The organism is Dyella sp., assembly GCF_036746095.1.
In the GTDB taxonomy this organism is placed as follows: domain Bacteria; phylum Pseudomonadota; class Gammaproteobacteria; order Xanthomonadales; family Rhodanobacteraceae; genus Dyella_B.
Genome location: NZ_DAIOEU010000057.1, coordinates 1 through 12,868 on the forward strand (window position 1 = coordinate 1; position 12,868 = coordinate 12,868).

Below are 12,868 nucleotides of genomic sequence, written 5' to 3' on the forward strand. Positions count from 1 at the left end.
CGCCACGCTGATCACCGGGTCGGGGAAGCGCATGCGCTCCAGCAGCACCGGATGCTGCGGATCGGTGAGCGAGTCGCCGGTCTCGGTTTCCTTCAGCGACACGAACGCGCAGATGTCGCCGGCGCGCACTTCGTCGATTTCCTTGGTGGCGTTGGCCTGCACTTCCACGATGCGGCCGATGCGCTCTTTCTTGCCGCGCGTGACGTTTTGCAGCGTGTCGCCCTTCTTGATCACGCCGGAGTAGATGCGGGTGAAGGTGAGGGTGCCGAACTGGTCGTTGATCACCTTGAAGGCCAGCGCGCGGACCGGGGCGTCGTCGGTGACGGACTGTTCGCCGATGATGTTGCCGTCCTCGTCCACCATCGAGATGCCGCCGTTCTCGCCTGGATACGGCATGTAGTCGATCACGCCGTCGAGCATCTGCTGCACGCCCTTGTTGCGATAGGACGATCCGCAGAACACCGGCACCAGCTTGCCGGCCACGCAGCCCTTGCGGATGCACTTCTTCAGCGTTTCCAGCGTCGGTTCCTCGCCTTCGAGGTAGGCGTGCATGGCGTCGTCGTCCATTTCCACCGCGCTTTCGATGCTATGCGCACGCAGTTCGGCGAGCTGGGACACCCATTCCTTGTCGGCGGTGGTGGTGAATGCCTTGACCTTGGGATGATCGGCGATCTGGTCGAGCGGGACGGTTTCCCACTTGCTGTCCTTGTCGCTGCTGTCCCAGATATAGCCCGCGCCGGCGATCAGGTCGACCATGCCGATGAAGTCGTCGCTGCTGCCCAGCGGCACTTGGCACAGCACGATGTTGGCGCCCAGGCGGTTCTTGATGCCGTCGACGGCATGTTTGAAGTTCGCGCCGATGCGATCCATCTTGTTGATGTAGCACATGCGCGGCACGTTGTACTGGTCGGCCAGGCGCCAGTTGGTTTCGGTCTGCGGTTCCACGCCGGCCACGCCGTCGAACACCACCACGGCGCCGTCGAGCACGCGCAGGGAGCGGTTCACTTCGATGGTGAAGTCCACGTGCCCTGGGGTGTCGATCACGTTGATCTGATGACCCTTCCACTCGGTCGACACGGCAGCGGACTGAATGGTGATGCCGCGCTTCTTTTCCTGTTCCAGGTAGTCGGTGGTGGTGGAGCCCTTGCCATCCTTCGTGTCGTGCACGTCGATGATCTGGTGCTTCTTGCCCGTGTAGTACAGGATGCGCTCGGTCGTGGTGGTCTTGCCGGCGTCGATGTGCGCGATGATGCCGATGTTGCGATAGAGGTGGAGAGGTTTCTGGCGGGCCACAGTCTTGGTTCCGTAGTAGAAGTCGTTTGTCGATCAGAAGTTGTTGATCAGAGAAGCGTGCGCTCCTCCTGAGGAGAATCACAGATGGCGGGTCGTCCTTGGCTCCGCAGCGTGCGTTTCAAATGTGTATGCCTGGTTGCCGGTCAGGCGCGTTCATGGCGCAGGATCGGCGAGTAAATCTTCGTAAAAGGCGCCGAACGGTTCGCTCGGGTGGGCAATCTGGATTTCAAGAATCCACAAGCCCGTGCCGGGGGTGTGGTCGAGATCTCCCAGGTCGCCGCCCTTGTGCACCGAGTGCGGAAAGTCGCTCACCCGGTGCCCTTTGATGGCATGGTTGAAGCGCCAGCCCATCGCCTTGGCACGCTCGGACGCATGATTATAAAGCTTTTGGCCGCTCCAGCCTTCATCGCGCCATTTCTGGGCGACATCCTGGAACAAATCGCGTGCAGCCTGCGCGCATGCGGCCCGTTCGGGCGCATGGCCGACCACGAAAGTATCGCCGACGTCGCCCTCGTGCCCATCGAATACCAGGCCGAGGTCGATGAAGTAGCTGTCATTTTCAGCCAGGCGCACGCCCGGCTGGGAGGGCTCGCGATACGTCCTGACGGTGTTCGGACCAATGCGGATGATCACCGGATGCCATAGCCGCTCCATGCCCAGCTGCTCGAACATTTGCCGAGCTTCCTCGCCCGCCTCGTCCTCGCTGACGCCGGGCCGCATGCGCGCGCGAATGCCTTGCACGGCCTGCCAGCTCAGCTCGCGGGCACGCTGCATCAGTGCGGGATCGAACCGCAGGCCGACAGCTTGGCGATCGTGCGTGCCCACGTTCAGCCCGCCAGCACCAGGGCGAGGCCGATGGCGGCGGGAAGCCCCTGGATCCACAGCACCTTGCGCGTGGCCGTCAGCCCACCGTACACGCCGGCGACCAGCACGCAGGCCAGGAAGAACAACTTCACGTGCGTGCCTTCCGTGCCGCCAAGGATCAACCCCCATGCCAGGCCAGCCGCAAGAAATCCGTTGTACAGGCCCTGGTTGGCGGCCAGCACCTTGGTCTGCGCGGCGTATTCGGGCGTGGTGCCGAACGCACGCCGGCCTGTGGGCTTGTCCCACAGCACCATTTCCAGGATCAGGAACCACAGGTGCATCAGCGCGATGATCGCGACCACGATGTTGGCAAGGATCGACATGGCGAGCATTCCCGGCTTCAGCCCAGTGCGTAGCCGAACTGTTCCTCGAACTCGGCGGCAAATTCGGCGTAGGTGAAGGACTGGTTCTGCGTGCCGGGGTGCTCCACTTTCAAGGCGCCCATCAGCGAGGACACGCGGCCGATCGTGGGCCAATCCCAGCCTTTCATGATGCCGAAGATCAGGCCGGCGCGATAAGCGTCGCCGCAGCCGGTGGGGTCGGTCACCTGGCGTTCGCGTGCGGGCGGAATCTGGTGGATGGTGCCGTCTGCGTGGATCACCGAGCCGTGCGGGCCCAGCGTCACCACATAGGCCTTCACGCGCGAGGCGATGTCCTCGGCACTCCAGCCGGTGCGTTGCTGCAGCAACTGGGACTCGTAGTCGTTGACGATCACGTAGGTCGATTTTTCGATCATCGCCCGGAATTCCTCGCCGTTGAACAGCGGCATGGCCTGGCCCGGGTCGAACACGAACGGCACGCCGCGCGCGGCGAATTCATCCACATGCTGCAGCATCGCGTCGCGCCCGTCAGGGGCGACGATGCCGAAGCTGATATGCGGGATGTTGCGCACGTGGTTGGCATGCGCGCTGGACATCGCGCCGGGATGGAAGGCGGTGATCTGGTTGTTGTCCAGGTCGGTGGTGATGAAGCACTGCGGCGTGAACTGGTCTTCGAACACGCGGATGCAGTCCATGCGGATGCCGCAACGGTCCAGGTGCTCGCGGTAGGGGGCAAAATCCTGGCCCACGGCCGCCACCGGCAGCGGATCGCCGCCCAGCAGCTTGAGGTTGTAGGCGATGTTGCCCGCGCAGCCGCCGAATTCGCGGCGCATCTGCGGCACCAGGAACGACACGTTCAAAATGTGCACCTTGTCGGGCAGGATGTGGTTCTTGAACTGGTCCTGGAACACCATGATGGTGTCGTAGGCAAGCGATCCGCAGATGACGGCAGACATGGCAGATGAAGGTCCGGGTTAAGTTGGCAAACGCATCATCGTAGCGTTTGAGCCGGGAACGGGAAACAGGGAAGGGGCAGCATGTCGCTTGGCAAAAGCGCCGACGCTTGCGCGATTGCCCTTAAAAAGACCGCTTTCTTAACGCCAATGTCCTTGCGGACCAGGGGTTTGCTGACTAGACTGGCGCGCTTACTTTTTAGCCAGAGTCGATGCGCGGCGGACCCATGTTCAAGAAGTTTCGCGGGATGTTTTCCAACGATGTTTCCATCGACCTTGGCACGGCCAATACGCTTATTTATGTGCGCGGCCAGGGAATCGTCCTGAACGAACCTTCCGTCGTGGCGATTCGCCAGGATCGCGGTCCGGGTGGTCCCCGCACGGTCGCCGCCGTCGGTGGCGAAGCCAAGCGCATGCTTGGCCGTACGCCCGGCAACATCGCCACCGTGCGCCCGATGAAGGACGGCGTCATCGCCGACTTCACCATGACCGAGGCGATGCTGCAGCACTTCATTCGCCAGGTACACCGTTCGCGCTTCTTGCGACCCAGTCCGCGCGTGCTGGTATGCGTGCCCTGCGGTTCCACCCAGGTGGAGCGCCGCGCCATCAAGGAATCGGCCGAAGGCGCCGGCGCCCGTGACGTGTTCCTGATCGAGGAGCCGATGGCCGCCGCGATCGGCGCTGGCATCCCGGTGCATGAGGCGCGCGGTTCGATGGTGCTGGACATCGGTGGCGGTACCTCCGAGGTGGCGGTGATCTCGCTCAACGGCATCGTCTACTCGCAGTCCGTGCGCGTGGGTGGCGATCGCTTCGACGAGGCCATCATCAACTACGTGCGCCGCAACCACGGCACGCTGATCGGCGAAGCCACCGCCGAGCGTATCAAGCTGGAAATCGGCTGCGCCTTCCCGCAGAGCCAGGTCAAGGAGATCGAGATCTCCGGCCGCAATCTGGCCGAAGGCGTGCCGCGCATGTTCACGATCAACTCCAACGAAATCCTGGAAGCCTTGCACGAGCCGCTCGCCGGCATCGTGGCGGCGGTCAAGGCAGCGCTGGAGCAAACCCCACCGGAACTGTGCTCAGACGTGGCCGAGCGCGGCATCGTGCTCACCGGCGGCGGCGCGCTGCTGCGTGATCTGGACCGCCTGCTCTCCGAGGAAACCGGCCTGCACGTGCAGGTGGCGGACGATCCGCTCACCTGCGTGGCCCGCGGTGGCGGCAAGGCGCTGGAGCTGATCGATCAGCACGGCAGCGACTTCTTCGCTCCTGAATAACCGTCCTCGCTTGCGAGGACTCATTACCCCCTCTCCCCTCCGGGGAGAGGGTAGGGTGAGGGGCCAAGGCTTGCGTCAATGTCGATTCGAAGCGCATTAGAAAAAGCACGCATTAGCGGTAGCAGGCGTCTCGCAAGGTTGCCCCCTCACCCCGGAGGGGAGAGGGAGCATTTTTGCGGAGTATCCGCATGCCCTTAGCCCGCGAGGAATCCTCGCCCCTGTTCGCCGGTACCGCGGCCGGCACCCTGCGGCTGATCTTCTATCTCGCCCTGGCGATGGTGCTGATGGTGCTCGATCATCGCAACGGCTGGCTGTGGCGCCTGCGCTATGCCACGGCGATCGTGGTGGAGCCGGTGTATCGACTGGCCAGCCTGCCGGCCGATGGCTTTCATGCCATGAGCGTGGCCTTCGCCGACCGCCGCCTGCTCACCGAGCAGAACCAGCGCCTGCGTGAAGACCTGTTGCTGGCCAATGCCAAGCTCAATCGCATGGCCGCGGTGGCCGAGCAGAACCAGCGCCTGAAGGAACTGCTCGATACCCAGCACAGTCTGGACCTGCATGTGCAGATGGCGCGCGTGGTGGGCGTGGACATGGGTGCGTACCGGCATCGCCTGGTGATCAACCTGGGGGCACGCGATGGCATCAAGACCGGCCAGCCGGTGATCGATGCGCGCGGCGTGGTCGGGCAGGTCATCGACGTGCTGCCGAACTCCGCCACGGTAATGCTGGTGACCGATCCGGACCACGCCGTGCCGGTGATGATCCAGCGCACCGGTTTGCGCACCATTGCATATGGCTCGCGCAACGGCCAGCAGCTCACCTTGCCCAACGTGCCCATGGCGGCTGACGTACAGGCGGGCGACAAGTTGCTTACCTCGGGTCTGGGCGGGCGTTTCCCGCAGGGCTTTCCGGTCGGCGAGATCACCAGCGTCGGGCCGTCTGCCAGCGGCATGTTCCTGGAAGCGCATGCGCAACCCAGCGCCGACCTGGACCGCGCCGACGAAGTGCTGGTACTGCATGACCTGCCGGAGCCGGCCGGCCCGCCACCGCCGGTCACCCCCGCCGGTCCGCCCGCCAGTGACGCGCCGGCGCCGGCATCCACCAGCGCATCGCCTCGCGCAGCGCTGCCGGCCGCGCCGGCGTCACCCGCCAAGGCGCTTCCGCCAGCCGCAGGGACGCCATCGACATGAGCCGCCAGCGACTCTCCTTCTGGTGGTTCGTCGGCACCTTGGTGATGGCATTGATGCTGATGCTGGTGCCACTGCCGCACGTGCTGGAGGCATTCAAGCCGTATTGGCCGGCGCTGGTGCTGTTGTACTGGGCGCTGGAATCGGGCGACCAGCGCGTCACGCTGGGCCTGGCTTTCATCTTCGGCCTCTGCTCGGATTTGTTGACCGGCGTGCTGCTGGGCGAGCAGGCCTTGCGCTTGTGCGTGCTGGCGTTCATCGCCTTGCGTTTCCGCTCGCGGCTGCGCTTTTTCCCGATGTGGCAGCAGACGCTCGCGGTACTTGCCTTGCTGGTCAACGACCGTTTCTTGCTGCTGGTCGTGCGCGCGTTTGCCGGCGAATCCACGCCACCGGCATTGTGGTGGGCCTCGCCATTTGTCAGTGCCGTGCTGTGGCCCTTCCTGTTCCTGCTGCTTGACGACCTGCGGATGCGGTTGAGGCTGCAATGAAGCCAGGTGCAAAACGCCTGCGCATCTACAAGGACACGCGCGGCGAGGGCGAGCTGTTCCGGCGCCGTGCGTTTGCCGGTTTCGCGCTGATCCTGCTCGGCCTGTTCGCGCTGGTCGGGCGCTACGTGTTCCTGCAGGTGCTGCACCACGACGAGTTCGCCCTGCGCTCGGTCAACAACAGCGTGAAGCCGCGCGCCATTCCTCCCGCGCGCGGTTTGATCTACGACCGCAACGGCGTGTTGCTGGCTGACAACGTGCCGGCCTTCCGGCTGGAGGTCGTGCCGGAACAAGTGCACGGCATGAACCAGATGCTGGCGGAGCTCGGCAAGGTGATTCCGCTGGATCAGGACGATCTGGACGCCTTCCACAAGCAGCTCAAGCAGTCGCGCCGTTTCGACAGCGTGCCGCTGAAGATGCGCCTGTCCGAAGACGACATCGCCCGCTTTGCGGTGAACCGCTGGCGCTTTCCCGGTGTAGACGTGGTGCCGTATCTCACGCGCCAATATCCGCTCGGCCCGTTGTTCTCGCATGTCGTGGGTTACGTCAGCCGCATCGACGCGGATGACCTGCAGAATCTCGACGCGGATCGCTACAAAGGCACCACGCACATCGGGCGCACCGGCGTGGAGCGTTCCTACGAGGACATGCTGCACGGCACGCCCGGCTACGAGCTGGACGAAGTGAATGCCGATGGGCGCATCCAGCGCGTGCTGAAAACCGATCCGCCAGTGCCGGGCAAGAACCTCTACCTGAGCATCGATTCGCGCATCCAGAAGGCGGCACAAGACGCGTTCGAAGGCCGCCCCGGTGCGGCGGTGGCGATCGATCCACGCAACGGCCAGGTGCTGGCGATGGTGAGCGTGCCGACGTTCGACCCCAACCTGTTCGTCAACGGCATCAGCAGTGCGGATTACAAGGCGCTGATGACCTCACCGGACAAGCCGTTGCTCAACCGTGCGCTTAGAGGGGCGTATCCGCCCGGTTCTACGGTGAAGCCGTTCATGGGCCTGGCTGGCCTGGAATATGGCATTCGCACGCCGCAGGACTCGGTGCTTTCCACCGGCGTGTTCTACATCCCGGGCCAGTCGCGCGGTTATCGCGACGACGTGCGTGGCGGCGTCGGCACGACGAATCTCTACAAAGCCATTTACGCATCGGTCAACACGTACTTCTACAAACTCGCGCTGGACCTGGGCATCGACCGCATCAGCGAGTTCATGGGCAGCTACGGCTTCGGGCATCCCAGTGGCGTGGATCTTCCCGGTGAGGTGTCCGGCATCCTGCCGTCGCGCGAATGGAAGGCCAAACATTCGCCCAAGGAACGAAACTGGTATCCGGGCGAGACGGTAATTACCGGTATCGGCCAGGGCTACTGGTCCGTCACGGCCATGCAGCTGGCGCATGCCTTGGCAACGTTTGCCGGCCGTGGCGTGCCTTATGCGCCGCGCGTCGTGATGTCGGCGGCGGACGTGGGCAAGCAGCCGTCGCCGTTGCTCAATCCGCCCACTGGTCCCTCGCTGATCAAGAACATGAAGGATTGGGAAGCGGTGAACGAGGGCATGCAGCTGGTGATCTACAGCACCGATCCGACCTCGACCGGCTTCGGCACGAAACTGGGCGATGGCTTCCCGTACCGCATCGCCGGCAAGAGCGGTACCGCGGAGCGCTTCTCGCGCAAGACCGATGCGTACAACGAAGACAAGAACACGGCTTATCTCGCCGCACGCCATCGCGCCTGGTTCGAAGCCTTTACGCCGGCCGAGAATCCCCGCATCGCCGTCGCCGTGGTGCTGGAGGCCGGTGCGTGGGGCGCCAAGGACGCCGGCCCGATTGCACGCAAGATTCTCGATGCCTGGCTGACGGCGCAAGGTGGTGCCGTACCGCCGCACCAGCCGCTGCAGGAATCCACCTTGGCCTCATCGTCATCGACCCAAGTGCCGCCGACGCCGGAGGATACGCCGCAGGGCGACGTGCCTGCCCCCGACAGCTCCAGCGCGGGAGATGACACGCCATGATGATCGATACCCTGCGCTTCCGTTTCCATCGTTTCCTGCGCCGCGTGTGGACGCGTCCGCGCATCGACCTGCCGCTGGCGTTCGCCTTGCTCCTGCTGTGCAGTGTGGGACTGGTAACGCTGTACAGCGCCGGCGACAGCAATCTCGGCCTGGTCGGCGGCCAAGCCGCGCGCTTCATGCTTGGCGGTGCCTTCATCCTGCTGATGTCGCGCATCCCGCCTTCGGTGCTGCGCAACTGGACGCCCTGGCTCTACGCTGGCAGCGTGATGCTGCTGGTGTTGGTCGCCGTATTGGGCGAAGGCCGCGGTGCGGACCGCTGGCTCAATCTCGGCATCATGCGTTTCCAGCCGTCGGAGCTGATGAAGCTGACCATGCCGATGATGGTGGCCTGGTACCTGCATCCGCGCCAGTTGCCGCCAAGCTGGAAGGACATCGTGATCGTCGGCGTCATGATCGGCATTCCCGCCGCCCTGATCGCCAAGCAGCCGGATCTCGGCACCGCCTTGCTGGTGTCGGCGGCAGGCGGTTTCGCGTTGTTTCTTTCCGGCATGGCGTGGTGGCGCATCGGCGTGTTGCTGGCGGGCGCCGCGGGCATGGTGCCGATCGCCTGGCATTTCATGCACCAGTACCAGCGCGACCGCATCCTCACCATGCTCAATCCCGAATCCGATCCGCTCGGCAACGGCTGGCACATCATCCAGTCGCAGATTGCGGTCGGCTCGGGCGGCATCTTCGGCAAGGGTTTCGAGCAGAGCACGCAATCGCGCCTGGACTTCCTGCCCGAACACACCACCGACTTCATCTTCGCCGTGTTCTGCGAAGAATTCGGCCTGATCGGCGTGTGCGCGATCCTGGTGCTGTACGCCTTCATCATCGGCCGCTGCCTGTGGATCGCCATGGAAGCGAAAGACACCTACTCGCGCCTGCTTGCCGGCGCGATCGGCATGAGTTTCTTCGTCTACGTGTTCGTCAATGGCGGCATGGTCGCGGGCCTGCTACCGGTGGTGGGCGTGCCGATGCCGATGGTCAGCTACGGCGGCACCTCGGCGGTGTCGCTGCTGGTGGGCTTTGGGGTGCTGATGTCGATTCATGCCAATCGCAAGGTGCATGACTGATGGTCCGTCAAAAACGCACATGCGTGTTACGCTCCACGACATGAAGGGAAAAATCGTTTTTGCATTTGCTGCGCTGTTTTTCGCGACGCCGTTCGGCGCATGGGCCGAGCATCCCGGCCAGGCGAAACTGGTCGCTGAAGTAGCGAAAGATACCGGCAAGGATCCTGCCGCCTTGAACGCTTTGCTCGACGGTGCGAAGCGGCAGCAGAGCATCCTCGATGCCATCGCCCGCCCGGCCGAAGCGAAACCGTGGAGCGAATACCGCCAGATATTCCTCACCCAGGCGCGTATCGACGCAGGCGTGCGGTTCTATCTCGATCATCAGGCGCTGCTGGAGCAGGTCGGCAAGAAGTACGGCGTCGATCCGCAGTACATCGTCGCGATCATCGGTGTGGAAACGTTCTACGGGCGCAATACCGGCAAGTACAAAGTGCTCGATGCGCTGGTCACGCTGGGCCTGTATTACCCGCCGCGCGCGGCGTTTTTCCGCAACGAGCTGAAGACCCTGCTGGAGTTGCCCAATACGCAGCTCGCAGGTCCGGTCGACACGCTCACCGGTTCCTACGCGGGCGCGCAAGGCTGGGGCCAGTTCATGCCCAGCAGCATTCGCGACTACGCCGTGGATGAAGACGGCGATGGTCGCATTGACCTGCAGAATTCCATGCCCGACATCCTGGGCAGCGTCGCCAATTACTTCGCCAAGCACGGCTGGGTGAGCGGTGGTCCGGTCGCCGCGCGCGCGCAGCCGGATGCAGCGGCGAAAGTGTTGGCCGTGAAGGATGCTACGCCGCAGTGGACGATCGAACAGCTTGAGGCTTGGGGCTACGCGCCGCTGCAGCATCTCGATCCGGGCGCGCCGAGCAGCCTGCAGACGTTGCAGGCTGCGAACGGTCCGGAGTACTGGTTCAGCTTCAAGAATTTCCAGGTGATCACCACCTACAACCGCAGCGTGATGTATGCGATGGCGGTCAACCAGCTGGCACAGTCCATCATCGAAGTGGTGCACGCCCAGGAGAACGCCCGTCGATGAAGACGCGCCGGCGCCTGTCGCTGCTGCTCGCAATCACCCTGGTGCTGGCCGGCTGCGGCGGACATCGCAGTACGCGTCCTTCCTCGTCCCATGTTTCCTCGCATGGCCGTTCAAGCCGGTCCGGCGGTGGTTCGGGCGACATCTACGACGACACCAGCAAGCCGCAAAGCAGCCGCTACCGCGATGGCGCCGACAGCATTCCGGATGGCCCGCCGCCGGACGTGAGCAAGCTGCCGGAGCCCGTGCCCAAGGTCGAACCGCGCTCGCTGTATGGCAACAAATCGCCATATACCGTGCTGGGCCGCACCTACAGCGTGCTGTCGACGGCGCGCGGCTATGACGAGCGCGGCATCGCCTCGTTCTACGGCAGCAAGTTCCATGGCTACAAGACCTCGAGCCTCGAGGACTACGACATGTACAAGTTCACCGCCGCCAGCAAGGTGCTGCCGCTGCCGAGCTACGCGCGCGTGACCAACCTGCAGAACGGCAAGAGCGTGATCGTGCGCGTCAACGATCGCGGGCCGTTCCACGAGGATCGCGTGATCGACCTGTCCTACGCCGCTGCCGTGAAGATCGGCATCTGGCCCAAGGGCACCGGCCTGGTGGAAGTGCAGGGCATCGATCCCTCCGCACCGCCGCAAGAAGAGGCACCGCCGCCCCCGCTTGTCACCGCTACGCCCGCGCATCCGCCGAGTATTTACCTGCAAATTGGTGCATTCTCCGATCCGGCCAACGCCGAGCGCGTCGCGGCGCAACTGCGCGTGGCGAATTTCGCGCCGGTGCAGGTGTCTGATGCGACGATCGGCGGCCGGACCGTGCACCGCGTACGCGTAGGCCCCTTGAGCGACGTCGACAGCGCCGACCAGGTGAGCGCCAAGATCGAACAAATGGGTCTGCCGCAGCCGCAGGTCGCGGTAGACTGACGTTTTTTCTGCGAAGAAATCATGGCGCCGCGTGCGCCAAGCACATAGAAACCGGAAGCAAGCCCACATGAATCCGTTCCGCCGTTCCCTGCACATATTTGCCGCCGCCGCGCTGGTGTTCGGCGTCAGTGCCGTCGCACAACAGACGCCGCCCAAGCCCGTTCCGAACCCGCCGCCCGTGCCGGCCGCCGTAGCCGTGCCGGTACCGCCGCCGCCGGATGTCGATGCCAAGGCATGGGTGCTGATGGACTACACCACCGGCCAGGTGCTCGCTTCGAAGAACCCGGACGAACGCGTGGAGCCGGCTTCGATCACCAAGATCATGACCGACTACGTAGTCTCGGCGCAGTTGGCCGCCGGCAAGATCCATCTCACCGATCCGGTGACGATCAGCGAGCACGCATGGCGCGCGGGCGGTGCAGGCACGGACGGTTCCACCAGCTTCCTCAAGCTCAACAGCCAGGTTCCGCTGAAGGACCTGCTGTACGGCATGATCATCCAGTCCGGCAATGACTCGGCCATCGCCCTAGCCGAACACACCGCCGGCTCCGAGGAAACCTTCGCGAACCTGATGAACGCCTATGCCAAGCAACTCGGCATGGTGAACTCGCACTTCGCGAATGCGTCCGGTTATCCAATTCCTGATCACTATTCCACCGCGCATGACATCGCCATTCTTTCGCGCGCGCTGATCCATGATTATCCGGATGACTACGCGATCTCCGCGATCAAGGAATTCACCTGGAACGGCATCAAGCAGGGCAATCGCAATACATTGCTGTGGCGCGATCCCACGGTGGACGGCATCAAGACCGGCCACACCGCCGAGGCGGGCTTCTGCCTCGCCGCGTCGGCCAAGCGCGGCGATGCGCGCATGATCGCCATCGTGATGGGTTCCAGCAGCGAGAAGGGCCGTGCCGATGCGGCCATTGCGCTGCTCAACTACGGCTTCCGTTTCTACGAAACGCACAAGCTCTACGAAGCCAACAAGCCGCTGTCCACCCCGCGCCTGTGGAAGGGCGAAGCGGATCAGCTGCCGCTTGGCGTGACGCAGGACGTGCGGGTCACCGTGAAGACCGGCGACTACGAGAAGCTCAAGGCGACGATGGACATTCCGTCCACGCTGATCGCGCCCTTCAAGAAGGGCCAGCAGGTCGGCACGTTGCACATCACGCAGGATGGCCAGAACATCATGGACGTGCCGCTGGTGGCGCTCAACGATGCGCCGCAGGGCGGTTTCTTCAAGCGCCTGTGGGACAGCATCCTGTTGTGGTTCCACGGTAGCGGCAAGAAGTAAACATTCAAGCGCCCTGTCCTGGCTGGGGAGGGTGCTAACACCTGGACGTCATTCCCGCGAAAACGGGAATCCATGTTTGACGCTCAGTCCAGAGCAAGATGGATTCCCG

12 protein-coding genes are annotated in these 12,868 nt (G+C 63.9%); 8 read left to right on the plus strand and 4 right to left on the minus strand.

Annotation, left to right across the window (positions count from 1 at the left end; all coding sequences use genetic code 11):
* The 4 genes from V7M64_RS18065 to V7M64_RS18080 form a co-directional block, all read right to left on the minus strand.
* Positions 1-1,293, minus strand: a 1,293-nt coding sequence (locus V7M64_RS18065; protein ID WP_333681061.1) for a GTP-binding protein, incomplete at its 3' end; no start/stop codon positions are given.
* A 153-nt stretch (positions 1,294-1,446) separates the two neighbouring features.
* Positions 1,447-2,067 carry a M24 family metallopeptidase gene (locus tag V7M64_RS18070; RefSeq protein WP_333681091.1) on the minus strand — a complete coding sequence of 207 codons (621 nt, stop codon included), beginning with the start codon at positions 2,065-2,067 and terminating at the stop codon, positions 1,447-1,449.
* Positions 2,068-2,120: 53 nt separating this feature from the next.
* Positions 2,121-2,480: a DUF1304 domain-containing protein gene (locus V7M64_RS18075; protein ID WP_345786367.1), complete on the minus strand. Its 360-nt coding sequence runs from the start codon at positions 2,478-2,480 to the stop codon at positions 2,121-2,123.
* Between the two features lie 17 nt (positions 2,481-2,497).
* Positions 2,498-3,433 (minus strand): carbohydrate kinase family protein, encoded by a 936-nt coding sequence (locus tag V7M64_RS18080; RefSeq protein WP_333681063.1) that lies wholly within the window; start codon positions 3,431-3,433, stop codon positions 2,498-2,500.
* 224 nt (positions 3,434-3,657) lie between these two features.
* Here V7M64_RS18080 and V7M64_RS18085 point away from each other — a divergent pair, with 224 nt between their 5' ends.
* The 8 genes from V7M64_RS18085 (at position 3,658) to V7M64_RS18120 (ending at position 12,759) form a co-directional block, all read left to right on the plus strand.
* Positions 3,658-4,704, plus strand: a complete 1,047-nt coding sequence (locus V7M64_RS18085) for a rod shape-determining protein (RefSeq protein WP_333681065.1) — start codon at positions 3,658-3,660, stop codon at positions 4,702-4,704.
* 188 nt (positions 4,705-4,892) lie between these two features.
* Positions 4,893-5,894 carry a rod shape-determining protein MreC gene (gene mreC, locus V7M64_RS18090; RefSeq protein WP_333681066.1) on the plus strand — a complete coding sequence of 334 codons (1,002 nt, stop codon included), beginning with the start codon at positions 4,893-4,895 and terminating at the stop codon, positions 5,892-5,894.
* Entirely contained in the window at positions 5,891-6,379 is a 489-nt protein-coding gene (gene mreD / locus V7M64_RS18095; RefSeq protein ID WP_333681068.1) for a rod shape-determining protein MreD, read from the plus strand. The genes mreC and mreD overlap by 4 nt, the downstream gene beginning before the upstream one ends.
* On the plus strand, positions 6,376-8,394 hold the full coding sequence (mrdA, locus tag V7M64_RS18100; RefSeq protein ID WP_333681070.1) for a penicillin-binding protein 2: 2,019 nt from the start codon (positions 6,376-6,378) through the stop codon (positions 8,392-8,394). The genes mreD and mrdA overlap by 4 nt, the downstream gene beginning before the upstream one ends.
* On the plus strand, positions 8,394-9,509 hold the full coding sequence (gene rodA, locus V7M64_RS18105) for a rod shape-determining protein RodA (protein ID WP_333681093.1): 1,116 nt from the start codon (positions 8,394-8,396) through the stop codon (positions 9,507-9,509). Before mrdA ends, rodA begins: the two co-directional genes overlap by 1 nt.
* A gap of 19 nt (positions 9,510-9,528) precedes the next feature.
* A complete protein-coding gene (mltB, locus tag V7M64_RS18110; RefSeq protein ID WP_333681072.1) occupies positions 9,529-10,539 on the plus strand; it encodes a lytic murein transglycosylase B in 1,011 nt (336 codons plus the stop codon).
* Positions 10,536-11,462 carry a septal ring lytic transglycosylase RlpA family protein gene (locus tag V7M64_RS18115; RefSeq protein WP_333681074.1) on the plus strand — a complete coding sequence of 309 codons (927 nt, stop codon included), beginning with the start codon at positions 10,536-10,538 and terminating at the stop codon, positions 11,460-11,462. Before mltB ends, V7M64_RS18115 begins: the two co-directional genes overlap by 4 nt.
* Positions 11,463-11,529: 67 nt before the next feature.
* Complete coding sequence (locus V7M64_RS18120; protein WP_333681075.1) at positions 11,530-12,759, plus strand: D-alanyl-D-alanine carboxypeptidase family protein; 1,230 nt, start codon at positions 11,530-11,532, stop codon at positions 12,757-12,759.
* The last annotated feature ends 109 nt before the right edge of the window (positions 12,760-12,868 follow it).

Excerpts from the sequence above, each read along its gene's own strand:
- V7M64_RS18070 (WP_333681091.1), bottom strand. The coding sequence starts at position 2,067 with ATGCAGCGTGCCCGCGAGCTGAGCTGGCAGGCCGTGCAAGGCATTCGC.
- V7M64_RS18075 (WP_345786367.1), bottom strand. The coding sequence starts at position 2,480 with ATGTCGATCCTTGCCAACATCGTGGTCGCGATCATCGCGCTGATGCAC.
- V7M64_RS18080 (WP_333681063.1), bottom strand. The coding sequence starts at position 3,433 with ATGTCTGCCGTCATCTGCGGATCGCTTGCCTACGACACCATCATGGTG.
- V7M64_RS18085 (WP_333681065.1), top strand. The coding sequence starts at position 3,658 with ATGTTCAAGAAGTTTCGCGGGATGTTTTCCAACGATGTTTCCATCGAC.
- mreC (WP_333681066.1), top strand. The coding sequence starts at position 4,893 with ATGCCCTTAGCCCGCGAGGAATCCTCGCCCCTGTTCGCCGGTACCGCG.
- mreD (WP_333681068.1), top strand. The coding sequence starts at position 5,891 with ATGAGCCGCCAGCGACTCTCCTTCTGGTGGTTCGTCGGCACCTTGGTG.
- mrdA (WP_333681070.1), top strand. The coding sequence starts at position 6,376 with ATGAAGCCAGGTGCAAAACGCCTGCGCATCTACAAGGACACGCGCGGC.
- rodA (WP_333681093.1), top strand. The coding sequence starts at position 8,394 with ATGATCGATACCCTGCGCTTCCGTTTCCATCGTTTCCTGCGCCGCGTG.
- mltB (WP_333681072.1), top strand. The coding sequence starts at position 9,529 with ATGCGTGTTACGCTCCACGACATGAAGGGAAAAATCGTTTTTGCATTT.
- V7M64_RS18115 (WP_333681074.1), top strand. The coding sequence starts at position 10,536 with ATGAAGACGCGCCGGCGCCTGTCGCTGCTGCTCGCAATCACCCTGGTG.
- V7M64_RS18120 (WP_333681075.1), top strand. The coding sequence starts at position 11,530 with ATGAATCCGTTCCGCCGTTCCCTGCACATATTTGCCGCCGCCGCGCTG.